Annotated in this window: 14 protein-coding genes; 6 read left to right on the top strand and 8 right to left on the bottom strand. The window is 69.1% G+C overall.

The window, feature by feature from the left end; all coding sequences use genetic code 11:
- The first annotated feature begins 99 nt into the window (after positions 1-99).
- Both ACIREO_RS07070 and ACIREO_RS07065 read left to right on the top strand, forming a co-directional pair.
- Positions 100-6,153 carry a hypothetical protein gene (locus tag ACIREO_RS07070; protein WP_404106199.1) on the top strand — a complete coding sequence of 2,018 codons (6,054 nt, stop codon included), beginning with the start codon at positions 100-102 and terminating at the stop codon, positions 6,151-6,153.
- A 403-nt stretch (positions 6,154-6,556) separates the two neighbouring features.
- Positions 6,557-7,090: a hypothetical protein gene (locus ACIREO_RS07065; RefSeq protein ID WP_404106761.1), complete on the top strand. Its 534-nt coding sequence runs from the start codon at positions 6,557-6,559 to the stop codon at positions 7,088-7,090.
- Here ACIREO_RS07065 and ACIREO_RS07060 read toward each other — a convergent pair.
- The 4 genes from ACIREO_RS07060 to ACIREO_RS07045 form a co-directional block, all read right to left on the bottom strand.
- On the bottom strand, positions 7,038-7,832 hold the full coding sequence (locus tag ACIREO_RS07060) for an IS5 family transposase (protein ID WP_404106196.1): 795 nt from the start codon (positions 7,830-7,832) through the stop codon (positions 7,038-7,040). The two genes, ACIREO_RS07065 and ACIREO_RS07060, sit on opposite strands and share 53 nt — an antisense overlap.
- Before the next feature lie 246 nt (positions 7,833-8,078).
- Positions 8,079-8,447, bottom strand: a complete 369-nt coding sequence (locus ACIREO_RS07055; RefSeq protein WP_404106194.1) for a group II intron maturase-specific domain-containing protein — start codon at positions 8,445-8,447, stop codon at positions 8,079-8,081.
- 159 nt (positions 8,448-8,606) lie between these two features.
- Complete coding sequence (gene manD, locus ACIREO_RS07050) at positions 8,607-9,848, bottom strand: D-mannonate dehydratase ManD (RefSeq protein WP_404106191.1); 1,242 nt, start codon at positions 9,846-9,848, stop codon at positions 8,607-8,609.
- Positions 9,849-9,897: 49 nt separating this feature from the next.
- Entirely contained in the window at positions 9,898-11,841 is a 1,944-nt protein-coding gene (locus tag ACIREO_RS07045; protein WP_404106188.1) for a cellulase family glycosylhydrolase, read from the bottom strand.
- Between the two features lie 162 nt (positions 11,842-12,003).
- Here ACIREO_RS07045 and ACIREO_RS07040 point away from each other — a divergent pair, with 162 nt between their 5' ends.
- The 4 genes from ACIREO_RS07040 to ACIREO_RS07025 are packed head-to-tail and all read left to right on the top strand — an operon-like array spanning position 12,004 to position 16,210.
- Positions 12,004-13,278 (top strand): ABC transporter substrate-binding protein, encoded by a 1,275-nt coding sequence (locus ACIREO_RS07040; protein ID WP_404106185.1) that lies wholly within the window; start codon positions 12,004-12,006, stop codon positions 13,276-13,278.
- 13 nt (positions 13,279-13,291) lie between these two features.
- Complete coding sequence (locus ACIREO_RS07035) at positions 13,292-14,215, top strand: carbohydrate ABC transporter permease (protein WP_404106183.1); 924 nt, start codon at positions 13,292-13,294, stop codon at positions 14,213-14,215.
- A gap of 58 nt (positions 14,216-14,273) precedes the next feature.
- Positions 14,274-15,131 carry a carbohydrate ABC transporter permease gene (locus ACIREO_RS07030; RefSeq protein WP_404106180.1) on the top strand — a complete coding sequence of 286 codons (858 nt, stop codon included), beginning with the start codon at positions 14,274-14,276 and terminating at the stop codon, positions 15,129-15,131.
- A 41-nt stretch (positions 15,132-15,172) separates the two neighbouring features.
- Positions 15,173-16,210 carry a LacI family DNA-binding transcriptional regulator gene (locus ACIREO_RS07025; protein WP_404106178.1) on the top strand — a complete coding sequence of 346 codons (1,038 nt, stop codon included), beginning with the start codon at positions 15,173-15,175 and terminating at the stop codon, positions 16,208-16,210.
- Positions 16,211-16,326: 116 nt separating this feature from the next.
- On the opposite strand, the gene ACIREO_RS07020 is transcribed toward ACIREO_RS07025, so the two are convergent.
- The 4 genes from ACIREO_RS07020 to ACIREO_RS07005 all read right to left on the bottom strand — a co-directional run bounded on the left by ACIREO_RS07020 (position 16,327) and on the right by ACIREO_RS07005 (position 20,375).
- Positions 16,327-17,547, bottom strand: coding sequence for a cytochrome P450 (locus tag ACIREO_RS07020; RefSeq protein WP_404106176.1), 1,221 nt, complete (start codon positions 17,545-17,547; stop codon positions 16,327-16,329).
- 157 nt (positions 17,548-17,704) lie between these two features.
- Positions 17,705-18,955: an NAD(P)-binding domain-containing protein gene (locus tag ACIREO_RS07015; RefSeq protein ID WP_404106173.1), complete on the bottom strand. Its 1,251-nt coding sequence runs from the start codon at positions 18,953-18,955 to the stop codon at positions 17,705-17,707.
- Positions 18,952-20,184, bottom strand: a complete 1,233-nt coding sequence (locus tag ACIREO_RS07010; RefSeq protein WP_404106171.1) for an NAD(P)/FAD-dependent oxidoreductase — start codon at positions 20,182-20,184, stop codon at positions 18,952-18,954. Before ACIREO_RS07010 ends, ACIREO_RS07015 begins: the two co-directional genes overlap by 4 nt.
- Positions 20,181-20,375: a ferredoxin gene (locus ACIREO_RS07005; RefSeq protein WP_404106168.1), complete on the bottom strand. Its 195-nt coding sequence runs from the start codon at positions 20,373-20,375 to the stop codon at positions 20,181-20,183. Before ACIREO_RS07005 ends, ACIREO_RS07010 begins: the two co-directional genes overlap by 4 nt.
- Between the last annotated feature and the right edge of the window lie 38 nt (positions 20,376-20,413).

Here is a 20,413-nt window from a genome sequence, read left to right as displayed (position 1 = left end):
CGTATGAGAGATCGCTACCACGTTGTCACGGGGCCACCGTTGTCCCCGCAAGGCGTCCCCGCCGAGGAACTCGAAGGTCTGGCGGAGGCGCTCAGGGCCTTGACATCGCCAGCTGCCGCCGCAGTGCACGACCTCCCCGTCAGCGCGGTGGAGCTGGCGTTCAACTCTCTCTTGCCCAAGGGACGTCAGCATCTGCTGGACAGCCTGGGTATCCGCATCGCGGCACCACGGCGAGCGAGCAAGTCCCTGTGCCGGGACGTGCTCGGCAGGCTTCAGCGTGACGCGCGGCAGAAGGCGTGTACCTGCGCGGTCAAGACACTCACGCACACCGTGATGAACCAAGTCGGCCAACATGCCTGCGCCCCCTCGGGGGACGCTGCGTCCGATCCTGTGTCCCGCTGGGGAGAGCCACTGGTCAGGGCCACGGTCTTCGTCTGGTGCAACGCCTCGGTCGGCGACGCCCACATACTGGCCTGGGCCGCGGACCAGGACTGGTTCGCCGGGAACCCGCACGAGGAGGAGAAGGCACGTTTCGACAGGGTCGGCGAGCTTGCCAGGAAGATCGCCGCCACCTACCCCACCTTCCAGCCCGGCATGCCCGGAGAGCGGGAAACCACGCCCGAGGACAGCGCGCAGCGAGGGATGCCGCCGACGGCTGCGGACATCGTCGCTGCCGAGGCTCCTGGGGCAGGTGAGAGGGCGTGGCCGGAGCTGGGCGAGATTTGCCGAGAGCTGGAGGCGGGCCTTGCCCTCGCCCGACAGGCCGCTGAGAAGGTGTTGGTCGCGGTCGCGGACGGAAGTCCGCCACTGGGCGAGGACATGCTGCGGCTGACCGGGCTGAACGTCCTGTTCGACCGTGCGGAGGCGGCGTTCCGCGCGGCCGGAGTCAAAGGGGTGCCCCGCCGCCTGGAGGACATGGTCAGCGCCGCGGATTCGCACCGGGCGGCGAGTCAACAGGACGTCCTTGCGCGGGAGGCCCTGCGGGAACTGCTGGATGTTGTATGCCGCCCCGACAGCGCTGCGGCCTTGGCCACAGAGGCCGCACGGGAAGCGGCGCGGAGCCTGCTGAGGGATCAGACATGGGGGGAGGAACAGCGCGAGGAGAGCGTGGCTCTCCTGGCGCTGGCGCGGATCGTGCGACTGGGGAGACAGGCGGAGGCGGCGGCGGAGATCCTCGCTCTGCAGGAACAAGTCGTCCGGGTACTACCTGCTTGTGCGATGGCTGCCGTCATGGTCACCGATCTGTCGTTCCCGCAGCTCGAGGCGCCTCTCCGCACGTCGGGTGGGGCGGAAGCGAAGGCGGAGACCGGCGAGGGACAGGTCGGCGCGACGGACGGGGAACCTGCGGAGGGACCGCCTCCCGCATCGGCAGATCTGATTCCGGTGGATGACGCTGCTGCTCAGACCCGCAAAGCCACGTCCGACTCCGCCTCCGGGAAGCGGACCGCCCTGCCCGCGGTGATGGTTCCCGCACCCTTCAGCCTGGCAGCCCCGCCGCCCACGGCATCCGCGGACAGCACCTCGGCGCCCACACTCGAGCCCGTCACCGAGCCCATGCCCACCAGTGCAGTCGAGAGTCCAGGCGCGCCCACCGTGGCATCCGCGAGCGTAGCCGCGGACATGCCCGGCGAAGGCGTGTCCTCCCCTGGGACAGCCCACGCTCAGGAGCCGTCCCGGCATGACGACAGCCCTTCCGTGGACGGAGAGCCGGATGAGGAGAGCGCCGAGGAGGCCGCGGGCGAGCGGGTCCTCTCCCGCCTGATTGTCGAGCGGCGCTTCGGGCTCGCCCATCACATGGCGCGTGCCGTGGGTCGTCCCGAGCCGCAAGCCGCGGCGCTCCGGCTGGCCGGTGCCGCCGCGCTGCTCAGTTCCGGCGACAGCCGCGGCGCGCGACTCACCACCGACCTTCTGGACAGCTATGGAGGTTACACGGGTCGCGACACCGAAGGCAGCGAACTTTTGCTGCTCCCCGCTTTGTTGCGGACAGCGCTGATCACCGGAGACCACTTGGCGGGGGCCCAGCTCAAGGCGCTGGGAACCCGTCTGCCCGACCAGCTCGGCGGCGCGGCGACCGCGGTCGCTGACCGGGCGCTCAGCGGTGCCCTGATTGCATCGCCGCTGGTCGTCATCGCCGATGACGCCGAACGGGACGCACGCCTTGCGGAGTTGCGCGATCACTGCAATACGTTGCTGGCGCCGCAGCGGTTGCGGTTCGCGCGGGCGACGGAGATCGCCAAGCGATGGTTGGCGCCCGAGGGTGGGCTGCTCGGCTCGCTTCTGACGGCCGTCGCGCTGGACGACCGGGCCGCGATCCTGCATGTGCGAGAGCAGGCGGAACGCCTGTCGAAACTGGCCGAGGTCAACAGCGAGATCGATCGGATGGATCGTAAGTATCGCTCGTCGAGCGGCAAACCCCTTCAGGGATCCGGACGGCAGGACCTGGTGCACTTGGTGGAGCGTGCCGTCGGTCCGGCCAAGGAGTGGTGCCTGGTGGTCGACGGCACCCGTCGGGGCGACCGGTCCGACCGCAATCGCGCGGTCAAGGAGATCTCCGCCCTTCGGCAGTCGCTCCTGGACGGAAAGGACGGCGTACTGGCGGAATTGAAGCAGCTGGCCGACCGCTCGGCAGGTCTCGCCGCCGCGACGGCGTGGGCGGCCCGTGCCTCGATGGAGGAGCTCTACGCCCTGCTGACCGGGGACAATGCGACCATGCGGACGGGCGGACCGATCCCTCCTGAAGTCGTGCTGGATGCGGAACTGCTCAAGGTGTGCGACTCGGTGGAGGAGCGGCCGTCGTCGGCCGCACTGCTCGCCGCGGTCGACCGGGGCTGGCCGGAAGCCGTCGCCGAGCGATTGGATCGTGACGCCTTCACCGCAGTCCGTACCATCGTGGAACTGAAGGGCCGGGGGCTGCTGCCCGCAGCCCGCGCCGGGGAGTTCCTGCCGCTCTCGCTCACCGAGGTCGAGGAGCGCGAGAGCGGTCGACGTGTGGAATTGCGCGGGCAGCACGACGAACTCGTAGCCGAACTGCACCGTGCACAGGCTGACGGCGCTGTGACTGACGATCAGGATCTGCGTCTTCAGGAACTGCTCGCGGACGCCGGGGAGCGGCTCGACAAGGCCGAGACGCACGACCTGGTCGCCGTGCGGCGCGGCCTCGACACGGTACGGAGCGGCCTGCCCGACTTCCGGCGGGAGGCGGCTGACCGAATCCGGGCCCGGCTCGAGGTGCTGGACAGTACCGCGGACCAGCGGGCACAGGTGCTGCGAAGCCTGGAGACCAACGACCTGGCCACCGCCGCCGACCTTGTCTACTTCCTAGAGATCGGCGAGGACGTTCCCGAGATCGAGAACGGTGAGTCCCACCTGGCGGAGTTCTTCCCGGCGGTGCCCGACGGATTGCGCGGCGGTATCGACCGCGCCCTGATCGGCTTGGTGCGATCTTGCGGCACTCATCCCGCCGTTCCCATGCTGGACTACAGCGCGCTGTCCACTGACGAGGCGGCACTCGCGGCCGACGCCCTCGACGAGTGGAAGCTCATGGGCACCACCGAGCCGAAGGACAGGCTGCATGTGGCACACACACGGCGGGTGCCACCGCTCCTCAAGCTGCTCGGATACGACGCCAAGAGCGCACGACAGCTCGACGAGCGGTCCCAGAACCGGCGCGAGTATCGGCTCTTCGAGGCGACCGACGTGGTGATCAACGGCAGGGCCAAGGCGCCGGCCTTCGGCTCCCAGATCCGGGAACACGGCGGGAACCTGCGGGTAATGCTGGTGTGGGGTCGGCCGCCCGCCAAGGTCGTGATGAGCTGGGCCGAGCGCGACACCAGTGGAACAAGCCTGGTCGTGCTCTACTTCGGCATCCTCAGCCGCGAGGCGCGCATCGAGCTCGCCGTGGGCTCGGGGCGGCTGTCCCAGCCGTTGCTGGTCGTGGATGACGCCGCACTCGCCTACCTCGCGGCCCACGGCAACCGCCAGGTCAGCATCGCCACCCAGACTCTGCTGCCGTTCTCCGGTGTCAACCCGTACATCAGGGAGAAGCGGGGCCGGATCGGTGGTGAGATGTTCTACGGCCGGGACGCCGAGCGCAAGAGCATCCTCGACCCGCGCGGCACCCAGATCATCTTCGGCGGCCGAGGTCTCGGCAAGTCGGCACTGCTCGCCGACGCCGGAGACAAGTTCATGGAGCAGTACCCCGACTACCACCTGTCGGTGTACGTAAACCTTGACCAGGAGAACATCGGCAAGGGCAGCTCACTTGGGCCGGAGACGCTGTGGAGCGTCCTGGACCGGAAACTCACCGAGGCGCAGGTGCTTGGTCTTCCCCAAGGCCGTAAGCCCGTGAAGGACATCTCCGAGCGGGTGCGCGCGGGGATCCAGGCATGGACTGACGGTGACACACGTCGACGGCTGCTGATCCTGCTCGACGAATGCGACCAGTTCTTCGAAGCGGACGCTCCCCGATTCAACCAGACCAAGAAGCTCAAGGGCTTGGGGGACGACACCAAAGACAGGGCCAAGGTCGTCTTCGCCGGCCTGCACTCCGTGCAGCGGTTCTCCAAGATGGCGAGCAACGGACCGTTCGGCCATCTCGCGCAGACCCCCAAGGTGATCGGGCCGCTCGCTCCGCAGTTCGCCGCCGAGCTGCTGGTCGAACCCATGCGGGCTCTCGGCTTCGAGTTCCTCGACCTGGACCTGGTCAACCGGGTGCTCGGATACTGCTCCTACCAGCCGTTCCTGCTCCAGATGTTCGGGCACCGGCTGGTGGAGGTGATGCACCGCAAGCGGGCGCGGCGTGGGCCCAACGGGCCGGTGGGGCCGTTGTACAAGGTGGAACTGGCGGACATCGAGGTCGTGGAGTCGGACACCGGGCTGCGGGATAGCATTTCGGCCGCCTTCAAGGACACGCTTAGCCTCGACCACCGCTACGACGTGATCGCCAACGTGCTGGCCTATCACGCCCGGCACCACGGCCTGGAGGTACGACTGAGCGACACCGAACTGCGTGAGGAGTGCGAGACATACTGGCGCAAGGGCTTCGAACAGCTCGACACCGAGGGTTTCCGCGCCTACCTCTCCGAGATGGTCGGCCTCGGTATCCTCGCCCCCAACCACGACGGTCTCGGCTGGCACCTGCGGGGTCCTAGCGCCCTGCGGATGATCGGCAGCTCCCACGAGGTGGAGGCCCGACTGCTCAGGGCGGAACAGGACTGTGAACTCCAGGAGAGCATCGTGCTGGAGGGCCGTCCCGAGCTGCCGGACGGCCGGCCCGCCCCGCTCACCATCACCCAGCTCGACGACCTGCTCGGGGAGCGTTCCAACCAGGCGCGGGTTGTCCTGGGCAGCGCCGCAACGGGTGTCACCGACGTCGGCGACACCCTGCGCAGGGTCGCAGGACGCATCGCCGACTGGAAGCTGCCGACTGTCGGCAACGGGCGCGTGTACCGGCAGGAACTCACGGGCGGAGCGCCGCGCGAACGGAGGGTCGTCATCAGCGACTTCGCCAGCTATCCGGCCCGTCCAGAAACGTGCCGGGAGGCCGTCGATCAGGCCGAGACGCTGCTGCCCGGCACGCCCGGCGTGACTCGCGCGGTCGTCCTCGTCACTGATGTCGACCAACTGGATCTGTGGCGCGCGCTGTTGACGGGCGCCGAGCGCACCCCTGCGGCTCCGGTCGTGCTGCGCCGCCACGATCGCCGCAGTCTGCGGGGCTGGGCTCAGCGCGTCGAGATGTTCCACACCGAGGACCGTCTGGACCGACTCCACGAACGGACCGGAGGCTGGCCGCTCCTGGTCGGCCGAGCGCACCGGCTGCACGGCGAACTGGGCGACGCCGATGAAGTGTTGCGCCAGCTCGCCGACATCCGCATGGACCGGGCGGACGCCCGCGCCTTCACCGAGGCGACCGGGGTCTACACGGACCCCGTGCTCGCTGCCGGTTATCAGGCGCTATCCACCGAGTTCAAGGAGGACCGGTTCGACCTGGTGAGCGCGGTGACCGCTGTGGCACTCGCGGTGGCAGGGCTGGAGGACGAGGAGGAGGCCAGATGGATCGTCTCCTGCCTCGATGCCCTTCAGGTCTTCGACCGGGAGGACGGTCACCTTCGACTGGAACCGCTCCTGCGGGAGTGCGTGACGCTCCACAGATGAGGCCGTGACCGCGGCCGAGCCGCGTCGTCCGGCCCGAGGACGGAGGAGGAGCAGAGCGACAGAGGAGCAGAGCCCGGAGCGGGCGGTGCCGGGTGCCGGGGCCGGTAAGACACGATCCGGCCGCAGCCCCTTGTTTTTGCCCACGAGGGATGCCGGCCCCGAAGGGTCGGCACGGTGTGGATGACCTGCTACGCACCGTGCCGAACGCAATACAGACGAACAGCCTCTGCCTGCCCTGGCCGCCAGATCGGCAACTAACAGAGATGGAGCGGGTGCTTAGAAGCCGTATCTCAACCGAACGTGATCGTTTGATTTTTGCTGGTCAGGAATGGTTTCGGCTTGGATGAGGGAGAGTTTCGACGTTCTGTTCCGCCTGTTCGGTGAGGGGTGTGCGGTGGCGTCGATGCTGGGGTTGTTGGAGGCACGTGAAGCGGCTGCTCGCGTGCGAGTCGAGGATCTGCGGGAGGCGGCGGCCCGGGCGGCTGCCGTGCTGGAGGCGGCGGAGATCGAGCTGGACCGGCGGGTGATCGCGCGGGAGGAACTCGTCGAAGCTCTGGCCGTGTCCGCTGCGGAGACCACCGCAGTGACCGAGCCGGAGGCGAAGGCAGAATTGCCCGTGCCCGTGCCCGTGCCCGTGCCCGTGCCGTTGCCGGGGAGGACGGTGCCGTTCTGGCGGGAAGGGCTGCCTGCGACTGTTCTCGCGCCGGATTACCAGCGGATCCTGGGCACGGTGGCGGGCCGGCCGGGCCAGGGGCCGGTGCGGGCGAAGGAGATTTCGGTGGTGCTGGGGCTGGGGTCGACGCCGGCGAAGGTGGAGGGGGTGCGGTCGAAGGCGAGGCGTTTGGCGGAGTGCGGGTGGCTGGTGCAGGAGGCGTCGGGGATGTTCAGTGCCGGCCGTGGGCCCGTGGCCGGGCCAGGCGGCGGCTCATCCGTGTGATCATCGACCACTGGATCATCGCCTCGCTGGTGGCGGTCAGGGTTTCGTAGTCGCGGGCCAGACGGCGCGAATGCATCAGCCATGCGAACGTGCGCTCGACCACCCACCTGCGGGGCAGCACCACGAACCCGGTCATGTCGTCGCTGCGTTTGACGACCTCCAAGGTCAGTTCGAGTTTCTCCTTCGCCCAGCAGACAAGGCTGCCGGTGTAGCCGCCGTCGGCCCAGACCAGGGTGATCTCCCGGTGCACCGAGCCCAGTTGTCGCAGCAGGGGCACGGCCGCATCCCGGTCTCCCACGTTCGCGGCGGTCACCGCGACGGCCAGCAGCAGGCCGAGCGTGTCGGTCACGATGTGTCGCTTGCGGTCCGGGACCTTCTTCCCGCCGTCGTACCCGCTTGAGGCAGTCGGCACGGACGCTGCAGCCCTCACCGACTGCGCGTCGATGATCCCCGCCGAAGGCTCCACCTCACGGCCCTCGTGCTCACGGACCTTGCCTCGCAGCCGGTCGTGGAACTCCGCGATCAGCCCGTGCGCACGCCACCGGCGGAAGAAGGCATAGACCCGGCCCCAGCAGGGGAAGTCCGCGGGCATCGCCCGCCAGGAGATCCCGCCCGCGACCAGGTACCGGATCGCATCAAGCATCGCGCGGTGGCAATAGCCCTCGGGCTGCCCGCCCCGGCCCTCCAGCCAGGCCGGCACCGGCAGCAACGGCCGCACCACCGCCCACTCCGCGTCCGTCATATCCGACGGATAGCGGCGTACCCGGTCCGCGTGATCAGCCGCGTTCCCGTACACGTGCGCGAGACAATCACACGATCGGGCGGCCGAGTTGAACGATGCGGGCGCGGACGCGTAGAACTGCGACAACAGGGCCTCCTGGAACTGCTCGTTCGGTTCGCACCTCCGAGCTACCAAGGGGCCCTGCCTTCATGCGCCTACTGCCGGGAGATCACTCCGGCGGGAAACCCGTTCGACTCATACGTTCCATCATCGGTTGAGATACGGCTTCTTACTGAAGGTGCGTTTCGCGACGGCATGCCTGAAGTAGTTGGCCCATCCGTGGGTGACCCTGTTCAGATTGATCAGTACCACGGCCAGGTCCTGCTGCGACGTTCTGTGGGTGAGGGTACGGATCTTCGCCTTCACCGACCGGACGGGCCGGTCAGCGATGAAGGTGTAGACGTACCGCTTGTCCGTACCGCGTTTGCGGCGCCACTGGATGTGGAACCCCAGGAAGTCGAACCGCGGATCGCCTCGACCGATGCCGACAGCGAGGTCCCGCCCCGCTGGCTCGCCCGCCAGCGGGCCTGCGCCGAGAAGGGCTGGGACGCTGTGATGGGCACCGTCCCGCCGCAAGGATGGAACCCGGCGTTCACGGCAGCACCTCGACGTCGACTTCAGCCCACTTGACGCCTAAGGCGACGTCCACCCTGCCGTCACGCAGCCCGAAGAGAACGGCCCGGCCGGGGCCCCCGGAGCGCTGCTCCGGAGGCCGGCCAGGCCGCACCCAGGCCCTCACCAGTCGTGCACGGTCCCGTCCGTGAGGCGGTTGACCGGGAGGTACGCCGGTTCGTAGGGGAACCGGGCAGCGGCCCGGTCGTCCAGCTCCACGCCGAGCCCCGGCTGTTCACCGGGGTGCAGCAGGCCGCCCTCGAACCGGTAGGAGGTCCGGAAGACCTCCAGGGTGCGGGGGGAGTGGCGCATGTACTCCTGGATGCCGAAGTTGTGCACGGCCAGGTCCAGATGGAGTGCCGCGGCCATGCCGACGGGGGAGATGTCGGTGGGGCCGTGCATCCCGGATTTGACGCCGTAGACGGCGGCCAGGTCGAGGAGTCTGCGCATCGCGGTGATGCCGCCGGTATGGGTCACCGCCGAACGTACGTAGTCGATGAGCCGGTCGTGAAGCAGCGTGGTGTAGTCGTGGACCGAGTTGAACACCTCGCCGATGGCCAGCGGGGTGGTGGTGTGCCGGCGGATCAGCCGCAGTGCGGCCTGGTCCTCGCCCGGTGTGGCGTCCTCCAGCCAGAACAGGTCGTACGGCTCCAGGTCCTTGCCGAGCCGGGCAGCCTGGATCGGGGTCATCCGGTGGTGCCCGTCGTGCAGCAGCGGCAGTTCGGGCCCGAACTCGTGGCGCACGGCCTCGAAGACGGTGGGCATGTGGCGCAGATAGGCGCGGGTGTCCCAGACCTCCTCGGTGGGACGGGCGTGGCCGGAGCCGCTGCGGCGGGCCGGTTCGTAGTCGTAGCGTTCACCGCCGCCGGCGGCGGAGGCGGCCACGCCGTAGACGGAGTCCAGGCCAGGGATGCCGCTCTGCACGCGAATGGCGCGGTAGCCGTCCGCCAGGTGTGCGCGGACCGAGTCCAGGAGTTCGGGGATGTCGCGCCCGGAGGCATGCCCGTAGGCCAGTGCCCCGGTGCGGGACGCGCCGCCGAGCAGCTGGTAGAGCGGCATTCCGGCGGCCTTGGCCTTGATGTCCCACAGGGCGGTGTCGACGGCGGCGACGGCGGCCATGGTGACGGGTCCGCGCCGCCAGTAGGCGCCCCGGTACAGGTACTGCCAGGTGTCCTCGATCGCACTCGCGTCGCGGCCGATGAGCAAGGGGGCGACGTGTTCGCGCAGGTAGGTGTCGACAGCCAGCTCACGGCCGTTGAGCGTGGCGTCGCCGAGGCCGGTCAGCCCGTCGTCGGTGGTGATGCGAAGGGTCACGAAGTTCCGGTCGGGGCTGGTGACGACGGTGTCCGCGGAGATGATCTTCATGGGTGCTCCTCGATGACGTGCGGGGCAGGCATGCGTGGGCGGTGCGTCGTCACGGCTCCCGCCTGGCCACGACGACGCCGTAGGGGGTGAGTGATACCTCGTCGAGCTCCCCGCCGTCCAGGCCGGTGAGCTTCCCCTCGCGTACCTCGGGGCGGACGGTCAGGTCGCCGGGGTGCTGGCTGACGAACCAGACGAAGGAGTGTCCGTCGGGGTGCGCCATCTCGCCGGTCACCACCCTCCCGTCGGCCACGGTCACCACGGGTGTGACACCCGCCTCCGCGGCCAGCGCCGCGTAGAGCCGCCAGGTGGGCTCCGGGTTGACCGCGGCCGTGACGGCGGCCATGTGCTCCAACGGGTAGGTGCAGAGGATCATCTGACCCGATCCGACCCGGTGCCGCAGCAGCGCAGGCCGGCCGTGCCCGTCGGTGGCCACGACCTCGGCACCGTCCGGCACCACCGGCAGATAGGTGCGGGAGTGCTCGGTGCCGCCCACGGGGAAGACCAGCTCCTCACCGGCCGTGAGGGTGCCGAAGTCCTCCAGGAAGGTCATGCGCAGCTGGTCGTCCTCGATGGTGTCGGTGAGGCCGTAGCGCAGCTGCTTGGTGACACCGAAGGTCTCGTCCAGCTTCGGCCACCAGGATCCGCGCTGGGTCTGATGCGTGCCGACGAAGTAGGACGCGTATACGGTCGCGCCCCGCGCGGCCTCCTCTCGCAGGGTGCGCCAGCCGGGTGCGGTGAGCTGCTTGGCGCTCGGCAGCAGATACAGCGCGCTGTCGGCGGGCAGCCCGGCCGCCTCCCGGGCCACTCCCACCGGCAGGTCGGCCTCCCGGGCGGCCACGTAGGCCTGGCGGGTCACCGACAGGACGGCTGCGGCGTCATCGGGCTGGGTGAACGGGTACATCTTCTCCAGGAACGAGGAGACGACCAGGGTGACGCCGGAGTCGGGGCGGGTCAGCCGGGCGAAGTCGGTGCTCCGGAGGACCTCCGTGAACCTCTTGACCTCGCGCAGCTGTTCCTTGGGCCGGCCCCGGTCGTCGGTGAGTCCGAAGTGCATCTCGAAGGGGTGGTGGCTGTAGGGCTCCTGGTCCTCCAGCGCGTCGTAGTCGGTGTTGTTCCACGGGATCCAGCCCGTCGCGCCGGCCAGCAGCGTGTTGTGCAGGATCTGCCGGTAGTAGTGGGCGGCGTGCTCCTCGGAGGTGTAGTCGGACGTCACCCCGAACTCCTCCATGATCACCGGCTTGCCGCCCAGGTCGAGGAGCTCGCAGGTGAAGGCCGCGCCGAGATTCTGACGTACCGGATCGTTCTCCATGCGGTACACGTGCGGGCCGTGGAAGTCGATCAGCGGCTCCAGGTCGCGCCCCCGGAAGCCGTTGTCGGCCCCGGTCATCTCCACACCCCAGGCGCCGTCGCCGACCGAGACGGGCTGGTGCGCGCCGGCCGCCCGCAGCGCACCGATCAGGGTGTCCGCCCACGCGGTGACGTGCCGGTGGTCCACGGTGCCGATCCCGCGGGAGCGCCAGTCGGCGTAGATGGGGATCTCGTTGGACAGCAGCCACCCGGCGACGGCTGCGTGATCCTTCCAGCGGGCCGCGCACTCGCTGACGTACCAGGCCTGCCGCTCGACGAACCACTCGTCGGCGAACACGTCGCGTCCCTCGCGCCAGACGGGATCCCAGTTCTGGCCCGACATGTGTCCCACGATGAACGTCGGGACGGTCGTCATGCCCAGTGCGCTGTGCCGCTCCAGGAAGTCGTCGAAGCGCTCCAGCATCACGGGGTCGAGGCGGTCGGGCTCTGGCATGAAGTCGGGCCAGTACAGAAAGCTCCGGGTGAGGGTGATGCCGTGGTCCCGCAGGGTCCGCAGTTCCTCGTCGATGACCGCGCCGTCGTAGGAGCGCCACATCAGTGGACCGCCGGTCCGGGACCAGAAGTTGACGCCGACCCAGATCGTGGGGTCGTCGGCCGGGCCGAGTTTGGATGCGTTGCGATGCATGGATGCCCTGTCCGTCGAAGTGGATCGATCCCCACAGGTATATCGATTGACTGACCAACTGTCGAGTCATTGCCAGCTCGTGACAGTGCTGTTAAGGTCCGGCGCAATCTCAAGTAAATCGTTTTCCCGCCCAGTGTGGGGCGGTGACGGACAGGAGCGCCGATGAAACGAAGGCTGACTGTCGCGGCGGCGACCGCTGCCGCGACCGTCCTGGTGGCTTCGTGCGCAGGACCCCTCGATCCCAAGACCGACGATCCGCGGACCCTCGTCGTGCACAGCCGGCTCTCCGCCGGGACCCAGGGAGCGGACGTCTACGCCTCGGTGGTGAAGCAGTTCGAGCGGGAGAACCCCGGGATCCACATCAAGAACCTGTACAGCGGCGACGACATCTTCAACTCCTTCGAGACGGCCCGCCTCGCCGACAAGGAGGCGGACGTGCTGCTCGTCAACCTCTACGACAAGTCCTTCTCCTGGACGGACCTCGACGCCACCCCGCCGGTCAACAGCTACCTCAAGGACTGGGGGCTGACCGGCCGGGTGCAGCCCGAGGCGGTGAAGGCGTGGTCGGACGACAAGGGGCGGCTCCGGGCCTTCCCGTGGATGGGCTTCACCTGGCCGGTCCTGGTCAACACCGAGTTGCTGCGCAAAGCGGGTGTCAGCCATCCGCCGCGAACCATGGACGACCTGATGGACACGGTGCGCGCGCTCAAGTCGAAGAAGATCCCGCCCATGACCATCGGCGGGAACGACTGGTCGGGGCAGAAGTTCCTGATGCAGGTCATGCAGGGCTATCTCCGGCCGGACGTCGCCCGGCGGGTGTTCAGCGAAGGCGGCTACTGCGCCGAACCCCAGGCCATGAAGGGGCTGGAGCTCTTCGCCGGCCTGCGTGACGCCGGACTGTTCGTCAAGGGCGCCCAGGGCCTGGGCGCCGACCAGATGAACGCGGACTACTTCGAGCAGCGTGCGGCCATGATGCCCGCGCTCTCCTCCACGATCGCCGCCGTCCCCCCGGCCGTCGCCGAGCACACCGAGGTCACCGGCCTTCCCGCCCCGGCCGACGGCACCTACGACAAGCCCACGCTTTACAACGGCGCGACCTCCACCGGGATCTGGGTCACCCCCAACGGGACACAGAAGCTGGGGCTCAGCGAGAAGTTCGTGAAGTTCCTCTACCGCAAGGACATCGTCCAGAAGTTCATCGACCGGTCCGGATACGTGATGAACATGCGCGGTCAGCGCCCCTCCTCGCAGCTTCCCCTGGTCGGCCGCTCCGTCGACGTCTCGCACAGCGACGGCGTCAGCGAGGTCGTCATGCCCGACAACTACGTGCCCGCGGCGGTCTCCACACCGCTCAATCGCGCCACGTCCATCGCCTACACCCCCGGTACCAGCGCCGACGCCATGTGCAAGGCCCTCGACACCGCCTACCGCAGCTGACCGGAGGGTCACGATGGCCACGACAACGATGTCCACCACAACGCCTGCGCCGGCCTCCGGCGTGCTTCGCACCCCGAGTCGCACCCCTCGTGTCACCGTGATGGCCGTGCCGGCCCTGCTCTGGTACGGCGTCTTCATGATCGGCCCGATCGGCGCGATCTTCGTGATCTCGGTCCTGCGCTGGCCCGGCATGCTCGCCGAGGTCGGCTTCGCCGGACTGGACAACTACCGCGCGGTCCTGACCGACACCCTGTTCTGGGACTCGGCGCTCAACAGCGTCGTCCAGCTGGTCGTCGCCGTCCCCGTGATGATCCTCGGCGCGTTCATGCTCGGCTACTTCATCTCCACCAGGCCGCGCGGGCACCGGGTTCTGAAGGTCATCGTCTTCACTCCGGCGCTGATCTCCGCCTCTGCCAAGGCCATGATCTTCTGGGGCATGTTCGCGCCCAACGGCATGATCAACAAACTGCTGTCCGGCATCGGTCTCGACTCCCTGCAACACGCCTGGATCGCCGACACCTCCACCGCGTTCGGCTGCATCATCGCCATCGACGTCTGGAGCGGCATCGGCTACACCGCCACCCTCTACGCCGCCCGCCTGGACGCACTGCCCGCCTCCGTCTACGAGGCCGCCGAGCTCGACGGCGCCGGACACTGGCGGCGCATGTGGCAGATCGCCTTGCCGATGGTGCGTGACTACGTCGGTGTGACGGTGATGCTGCAGTTCCTGTGGACGCTGTTCACCTCCGCCCAGAACGTGCTGCTGCTCACCCAGGGCGGTCCTGGCAACAGCTCCACCAACCTCTCCTTCCTCGTCTATCAGAAGGCCTTCGTCCAGTCCGACCTGGGCTACAGCCAGGCCGCGGGAGTACTGCTGTTCGCGGTCGGGCTGGTCGGCATGCTCGTCATCCGCCGGATCTTCCGCCAGCCCTACTGACGCCGCGCGTCGCCCCCGCCCGCCTCCGATCCGCCCCCCTGGAAAAGGACCCACAGCCATGGCCTTTCACTCCATGAGCCGAACCCGCCGTCGTCCCGGCGTCGGACGAGTCGCCGCCTACGCCGGTGCCTGGGGCTACGCCCTCGTGCTGCTGCTGCCCCTTTATTACCTGCTGGTGTCCTCCTTCAAGGACAACGACGAGATCTTCTCGGATCCGCTCGGGCTGCCCGACTCGCTGTCCCTCACCAAGTTCTCCACATCGATCCATGACGCGCGTCTTGACCTGGCCATCATCAACTCGCTGATCGTCACGCTGTGTTCGCTGGCCGTGGTGCTCATCCTGGCGATTCCCGCCTCCTATGCGCTGGCCCGTGCCAAGGGGAAGGTCGCCACCGCAATCGAGCGCGCCTTCTCGCTCGGCTTCCTGATCCCCACCTTTGCAGCCCTCGTCCCCACTTTCCTCCTCGCCGCGCAACTGGGTCTCTTCCATACACGTACCTTCATCATCCTGTTCCTGCCCGCCACCCAGCTGCCGCTGGCCGTGGTGCTGCTGACCCAGTTCATGCGTACCGTGCCCGACGAGGTGGAGGAGGCCGCCCGGATGGACGGTGCCGGCAACTGGACGGTCCTGGTCCGCATATACCTGCCCATGGTGGTGCCGGGCATCGTCACCGTGCTCATCCTGAGTTTTCTGGCCTTCTGGAACGAATACCTCTACTCGCTCGTGATCATCGGGCCGGACCAGGCCCAGCGCACCATCCAGGTCGCGGTGCCGACTCTCCGTTCCTCGCTGTCCACGGATTTCGGGGTGCTCTCGGCTGGTACGGTGGTCACTCTCATTCCCGTGTATGCCGTGTACGCCGTTCTGCAACGGCGTATGGAGGGGGCCCTGATGGGCGGCGCGGTGAAGGTCTAGTGGGGAAGGGGCACTCGCCGCTCGCGGCGACAAGGACGAACGTGGCCCAGCGCAAGAGCAACCGCACGACGATCAGCGATGTCGCGGCGCTGGCAGGTGTCTCGGTCTCCGCCGTCTCGAAGATCGTCAACGGCAAGGGATCGTTCCCCGAACCCACCCGCGAACGGGTGCTCTGGGCCGTCAGCCAGCTGAAGTGGTCCCCGTCGGCCGCGGCGGTCGCCCTGCGCGGCGCGAAGACCCGGGCCATCGGCATGGTCGCGAGCCGCGCCCCGGACGTCCTCAACACCGACCCGCACTTCGCGCTGCTGATCGCGGGCATCGAGAGCGAACTCGCGCCGCGCGACTACGGCCTTCTCCTGCACATCGTCGGAGAGCACTCCGCGGCCGAGGAACGCGCCTACCGTCGGCTGGCCGACGAGCGGCGCGTCGACGGGGTGATCCTCACCGAGAGCCGCATCAACGACCACCGGTTCTCACTGCTGCGCGGTCTTCGGCTGCCCGCCGTCCTGGTCGGCACGCCGTGGCAGCAGGATCCGATCCCCACGGTGCAGGCCGCCGACCAGGACCAGGGCATGAAGGACGCCGTCGAGCACCTGGTGGCGCTCGGTCACCGGCGTGTCGCCTACGTCTCCGGGCCCGAGGACCGTGTGCACACCGGCCATCGCCGGCTGGTCTTCACCGAGACGCTGGAGCGCCACGGACTGTTCCCCAGCCACATGCTGACCTCGGACTTCGCGGCCCACACCACCGACCAGGTCGTCGAGCAGGCCCTGCGAGCCGAGAACGCCCCGACCGCGATCGTCTTCGCCAACGACATGATGGCGCTCGCGGGAATCTCCGCGGCCCGTCGCGCGGGCCGGGACGTCCCCGGCGACCTGTCCGTCATCGGCCATGACGACCTGCCCATCGGTCAGCTGATGCATCCACGTCTGACCACCATCCGGCAGGACCTGGAGAGGCTCGGCCGGGTCGCCGCGCTGAGTCTGCTCCAGCAGCTCGGCGAGGAGGAGATCCCGCCGGTGCCCACAGTGGTCCCTCCCCAGCTGATCGTGCGGGAGTCCACGGCGCAGGCCCGCTGAGGGCCGGCCGGCGGATACCCCACCGTACGCGGGCGGCTCGAACGGCTTCCTGACGCCGACGGCGCCCCGGCCCGTGCGTGTCCGCAGGGGTCGGGGCGCCGTCGGCGCGATGGGTGTCAGCGGGTGACCATGAGCTTCTTCACCGCGTAGTTGGTGCCGAGGACGTCCATCGGTACCTCGTCGACCGGGACTGCCAGCCGCAGGTCGGGGAAGCGGGTGAACAGCCGGGGCAGCACCGTTTTCAGTTCGGCGCGGGCGACGTTCTGGCCCAGGCACTGGTGGACGCCGTAGCCGAAGGCCAGGTGGCGGGTCATCTTGCGGTCGAAGTCCGGGATGTCGGGGTCGGTGAAGATCCTCGGGTCACGGTTGGCAGCGGGCATCGCCACGACGACGAGGTCGCCGGCGGCGATGGACTGCCCGGCGATCTCCACGTCCTCCAGCGCCACCCGGCCGAGGCCGAACTGCACGATGGTGAGGTAGCGCAGCAGTTCTTCGACCGCGGGGCCCGCCTTCTCCGGGTGCTCGACCAGGTCGGCCCGCTGTTCGGGGTGGGTGAGGAGGGTCAGTGAGGAGAGGCCGAGCATGCTGGCGGTGGTGTCGTGCCCGGCGAACAGCAGCAGGACCCCCATTCCGATGACCTCGTCGTCGGTCAGGAAACCGTCCTCGGCGTCGGCGTGCCCGATGAGTTCGGACAGGATTCCGTCGGACACCCCGGTGCGGCGCTTCTCGGCGACGAGCTTGGTGATGTAGTCGATGAGCCAGTGCGCGCCCGCGTCCCGCTCCGCGCGGGGCCTGCTCATGTCCATGAGCTGCTCGGTGGCTTCGTGGAACCCGTCGCGGTCCGCGTACGGCACGCCGAGCAGTTCGCAGATGACCAGGCAGGGGATCGGCAGGGCGAGTGCCTGGATCAGGTCGAAGGTGGCCGGCCCGGCCTCGATCGCGTCCAGGTGCTCGTCCACGATCCGGTCGATGTAGGGCTGGAGCTTCTGTGCCACCGACTTGGGTGTGAACCGCCCGGACAGCAGCCGCCGGTACTGGCTGTGGTCGGGCTCGTCCATCATCACGAACGTGGGGTTGAACGGGGCGTCCTCGCCCGCCTCGGACGCCTCACCCTCCGGGGTGTCGTGTCGGGGGCGGCGGGCGGACAGCTTCGGGTGGCCGAAGACCTCGCTGCCCTCCTCGAAGCGGGTCACCAGCCAGCCCGAAGTGCCATTGGGGAAACGGACCTTGAGGATGGGCTGGTCCTCGCGCAGGGCGGTGTACTCGGCCGGCGGGTCGAGCAGCGCGGTACGAGCGACGGGCATGGCGGGCAGAGCGTTGGCCGTCCGGGGAGTCATGGGGCCTCCAGTGCGTCGGATTCCGGCGTACGGAACCGTGCGAGTGTGGGTGTGGGTGTGAGCACCGGGGCGGGGCCGGGGGAGTTGTCCGTGCCGCCTCGGGGCTGTTGTGGCGGAAGAGGGTGTCGGGGCGACCGGTCGGAGCCGGCCGCCCGGGTCAGTTCTGTGGCGGGGTGCCGGTCTGAGCCGTGATGGCTTCCTCGACGCCGGTCCAGACGGACGAGGCGTTGCCCCAGCCGACGTACAGCGCCAGATGCAGTACAGCTTCCCTGAGTTGGCTTGTGTCGAGTTCGCCGTTGATCAGCGCGCCCTCGGTCTGTATCCGGATCAGGTCGCTACGCCCCAGAGCGGCGGTGGCGCCCAGTACCAGCAGGCGCCGGTCGCGCACCGACAGGGCGGGACGCGACCACACCTCGCCGAACAGATGGCTGACGGTGGCGTCGGTGAAGGGATCGCCGGTCGGAGCCTTCGGCATGGTGTCGCTGAACCCCGGACCGTAGACTCGGTCCATCAGTTCCAGGCCGCGCCGGTAGGGGTCGTCCGAGTCCTCGGGTGCGACCGGCTCGGCCCGGGGGAGATCCAGTGTCTCCGCGGCCCCTTCCCGTGCGACCGCTACGGCGGGTACGGAGACCCCGAGGGTTGCCGCGAGGTCCAGGGCGGCGTCCAGATCCTTGGTCATCAGCGGCGTGATCTGCCCGCCGACCGTTTCTGGAAGCTTCCCGTCCTTGCCGCGCATTCCGAGCAGCTGCAGCAGGGTGTGTCCCTCCGGATCGGCCGCTTGGATCACCTCGGCCAGCCGGTTGGGGGCGACGCCCGCTGCGGAGGCGAGTGCCGCCGCCTCGTGGACCGTGCGCCATGTCCCGTACGTCACCACGTTACGCGCGATCTTGGTGGCCATTCCGGTGCCGGAAGGGCCACAGTGGACGACGAGTTTCGCCCAGTCGTCCAGCACGGGACGGGCGGTTTCCACCACCGCGGCGTCCCCGCCGACGATGGCAACCATGCCGTGCTCGGCGGCTTTGTCGCCCGGGGTGACTCCGCAGTCGAGGAACCCCACGCCGCGTTCGGCGCAGGCCGCCGCCAGCTCCTGTACGACCGGGAGCGCGACAGTGGAGAGCAGGACCACCGTGGATCCTGGACGGGCAGTCGTGAGGAGCCCGCCCTCGCCGGTGATCGCCACACGTGCCTGTTCGGCGTTGACGACGGCGACCATCACCACGTCGCTGGCTGCGGCCACCTCGGCGGGCGAGCCCAGGACGTCCGGTACGCCGGGCAGAGTGCTTGCCGCGTCGGGGCGGATGTCGTGGACCGCGGGTGCCCGGCCGCTGCGGGCCAGGCTGACGGCGACGCCGCCGCCGATCATGCCGAGGCCGATCACCCCGGCCCTCACGGCCGGTTCCGTAGTCATGACACGCTCCCAGCGGTCGGGGTGGGGGACGTGCCGGCGGTGTCGAACGGCTCGGCAGCGACCACTGCCGCCCGCCAACTCCGCACGGCGCGGACCATGTTGACTCCCGCCACACCACAGACCCGGCCGCCCTTGCCGTAGAGGGCGACCAGCTTGCGCGTGGCCGTCGAGCCCTCCACGATCCGGACGCTGTCGGCGCCGCGTGTCGCACCGTAGATCTGGATCTTCAGGTCGTACTGGTCGGACCAGACGTAAGGCACCGGTGCGAAGGGAGTGGCGCCCTGAGGGCCGGCGAGGATGTTCCGGGCGACCGCGAGACCTGCCTCGGAGGCGTTGGTGCGGTGTTCGATGCGGGTGGGCTCGCCGGTGATCGGATGGGTCCAGCACGCAACGTCCCCGGCCGCCCACACCCCGTCGCCGGCATGCAGAGCCGCATCGCACAGCACACCGTTGCCGAGCGGTACGCCGCTGCCCTCCAGCCAGTCCGTGGCCGGGCGGGCGCCGATTCCGACCAGAACGGCGTCGGCCGCCACGGTGCGGTCGTCGGCGAGCCGGACTCCGGTCGCGCGGCCGGCACCGTCGTGCAGGACTTCTCGGACCAGGACCCCGGGCTCGATCCGTACCCCCTTCTCACGGTGTACCTCGGCCAGCATCGCGCCGAGTTCAGCGCCGAGACTGTCGGCCAGCGGCACGGCCACGTCGGTGACCATGGTCACGTCGCACCCCAACCCGCGTGCGACAGAAGCTGCTTCCGCACCCACGAAGCCGGATCCGACGATCGCGAGCCTGGTCCCCGGCCGGAGCGCGGTGCGCAGTTCGAGCGCGTCCTCCACGGTGCGCAGCGTGTGTACCCCGGTGAGTTCCCCGGTGCCGGGCAGGCGCCTGGCGTGGGCTCCGGTGGCCACCACCAGATGCTGGTAGCCGATCCGCGTGCCGTCCGCCAGGGCGACTTCGCGGCGGCGGGTGTCCAGCGCGACGGCCGCGCTGCCCAGCCGCAGATCGAGGCCGAGTGTGTCCAGGGCGTCGGGTTGCCGGAGCGCCAGGCGGTCGACGTCCCAGGCCCCGGAGAGCAGTTGCTTGGAGAGCGGGGGCCGGTCGTAGGGGTGGTGCGGTTCGTCGCCGACAAGGGTGAGGGGACCGGTGTAGCCGCCTCTCCGCAGTCCCTCCGCCGCGCTCAGACCGGCGGCCGAGGCTCCCACCACCACGATCGGGCCGGTAGGGACGCTCACGCCACTACCTCGATGGCCGCTGCGGGGCAGACCGCCGCCGCCTCGCGGACCGCCGCGAGCTGCTCGGCGGGCGGGTCGGTGTCGAGAAGGATCACGACTCCGTCGTCGTCGCGCTGGTCGAAGACCTCGGGCGCGGCCAGGACGCACTGTCCGGCGCCGCAGCACTTGTCGTAGTCGATTGAGATGTTCACAGCAATACCTCCATCACGCCCCGTGGGGGGTTGGGATG

Origin of the sequence: Streptomyces sp. NPDC102441 (assembly GCF_044765585.1) — a bacterium.
Taxonomy (GTDB): domain Bacteria; phylum Actinomycetota; class Actinomycetes; order Streptomycetales; family Streptomycetaceae; genus Streptomyces.
This window is presented reverse-complemented; position numbering and strand designations above follow the sequence as displayed.

Excerpts from the sequence above, each read along its gene's own strand:
- ACIREO_RS07065 (WP_404106761.1), top strand. The coding sequence starts at position 6,557 with ATGCTGGGGTTGTTGGAGGCACGTGAAGCGGCTGCTCGCGTGCGAGTC.
- ACIREO_RS07060 (WP_404106196.1), bottom strand. The coding sequence starts at position 7,832 with ATGACGGACGCGGAGTGGGCGGTGGTGCGGCCGTTGCTGCCGGTGCCG.
- manD (WP_404106191.1), bottom strand. The coding sequence starts at position 9,848 with ATGAAGATCATCTCCGCGGACACCGTCGTCACCAGCCCCGACCGGAAC.
- ACIREO_RS07045 (WP_404106188.1), bottom strand. The coding sequence starts at position 11,841 with ATGCATCGCAACGCATCCAAACTCGGCCCGGCCGACGACCCCACGATC.
- ACIREO_RS07040 (WP_404106185.1), top strand. The coding sequence starts at position 12,004 with ATGAAACGAAGGCTGACTGTCGCGGCGGCGACCGCTGCCGCGACCGTC.
- ACIREO_RS07035 (WP_404106183.1), top strand. The coding sequence starts at position 13,292 with ATGGCCACGACAACGATGTCCACCACAACGCCTGCGCCGGCCTCCGGC.
- ACIREO_RS07030 (WP_404106180.1), top strand. The coding sequence starts at position 14,274 with ATGGCCTTTCACTCCATGAGCCGAACCCGCCGTCGTCCCGGCGTCGGA.
- ACIREO_RS07020 (WP_404106176.1), bottom strand. The coding sequence starts at position 17,547 with ATGACTCCCCGGACGGCCAACGCTCTGCCCGCCATGCCCGTCGCTCGT.
- ACIREO_RS07015 (WP_404106173.1), bottom strand. The coding sequence starts at position 18,955 with ATGACTACGGAACCGGCCGTGAGGGCCGGGGTGATCGGCCTCGGCATG.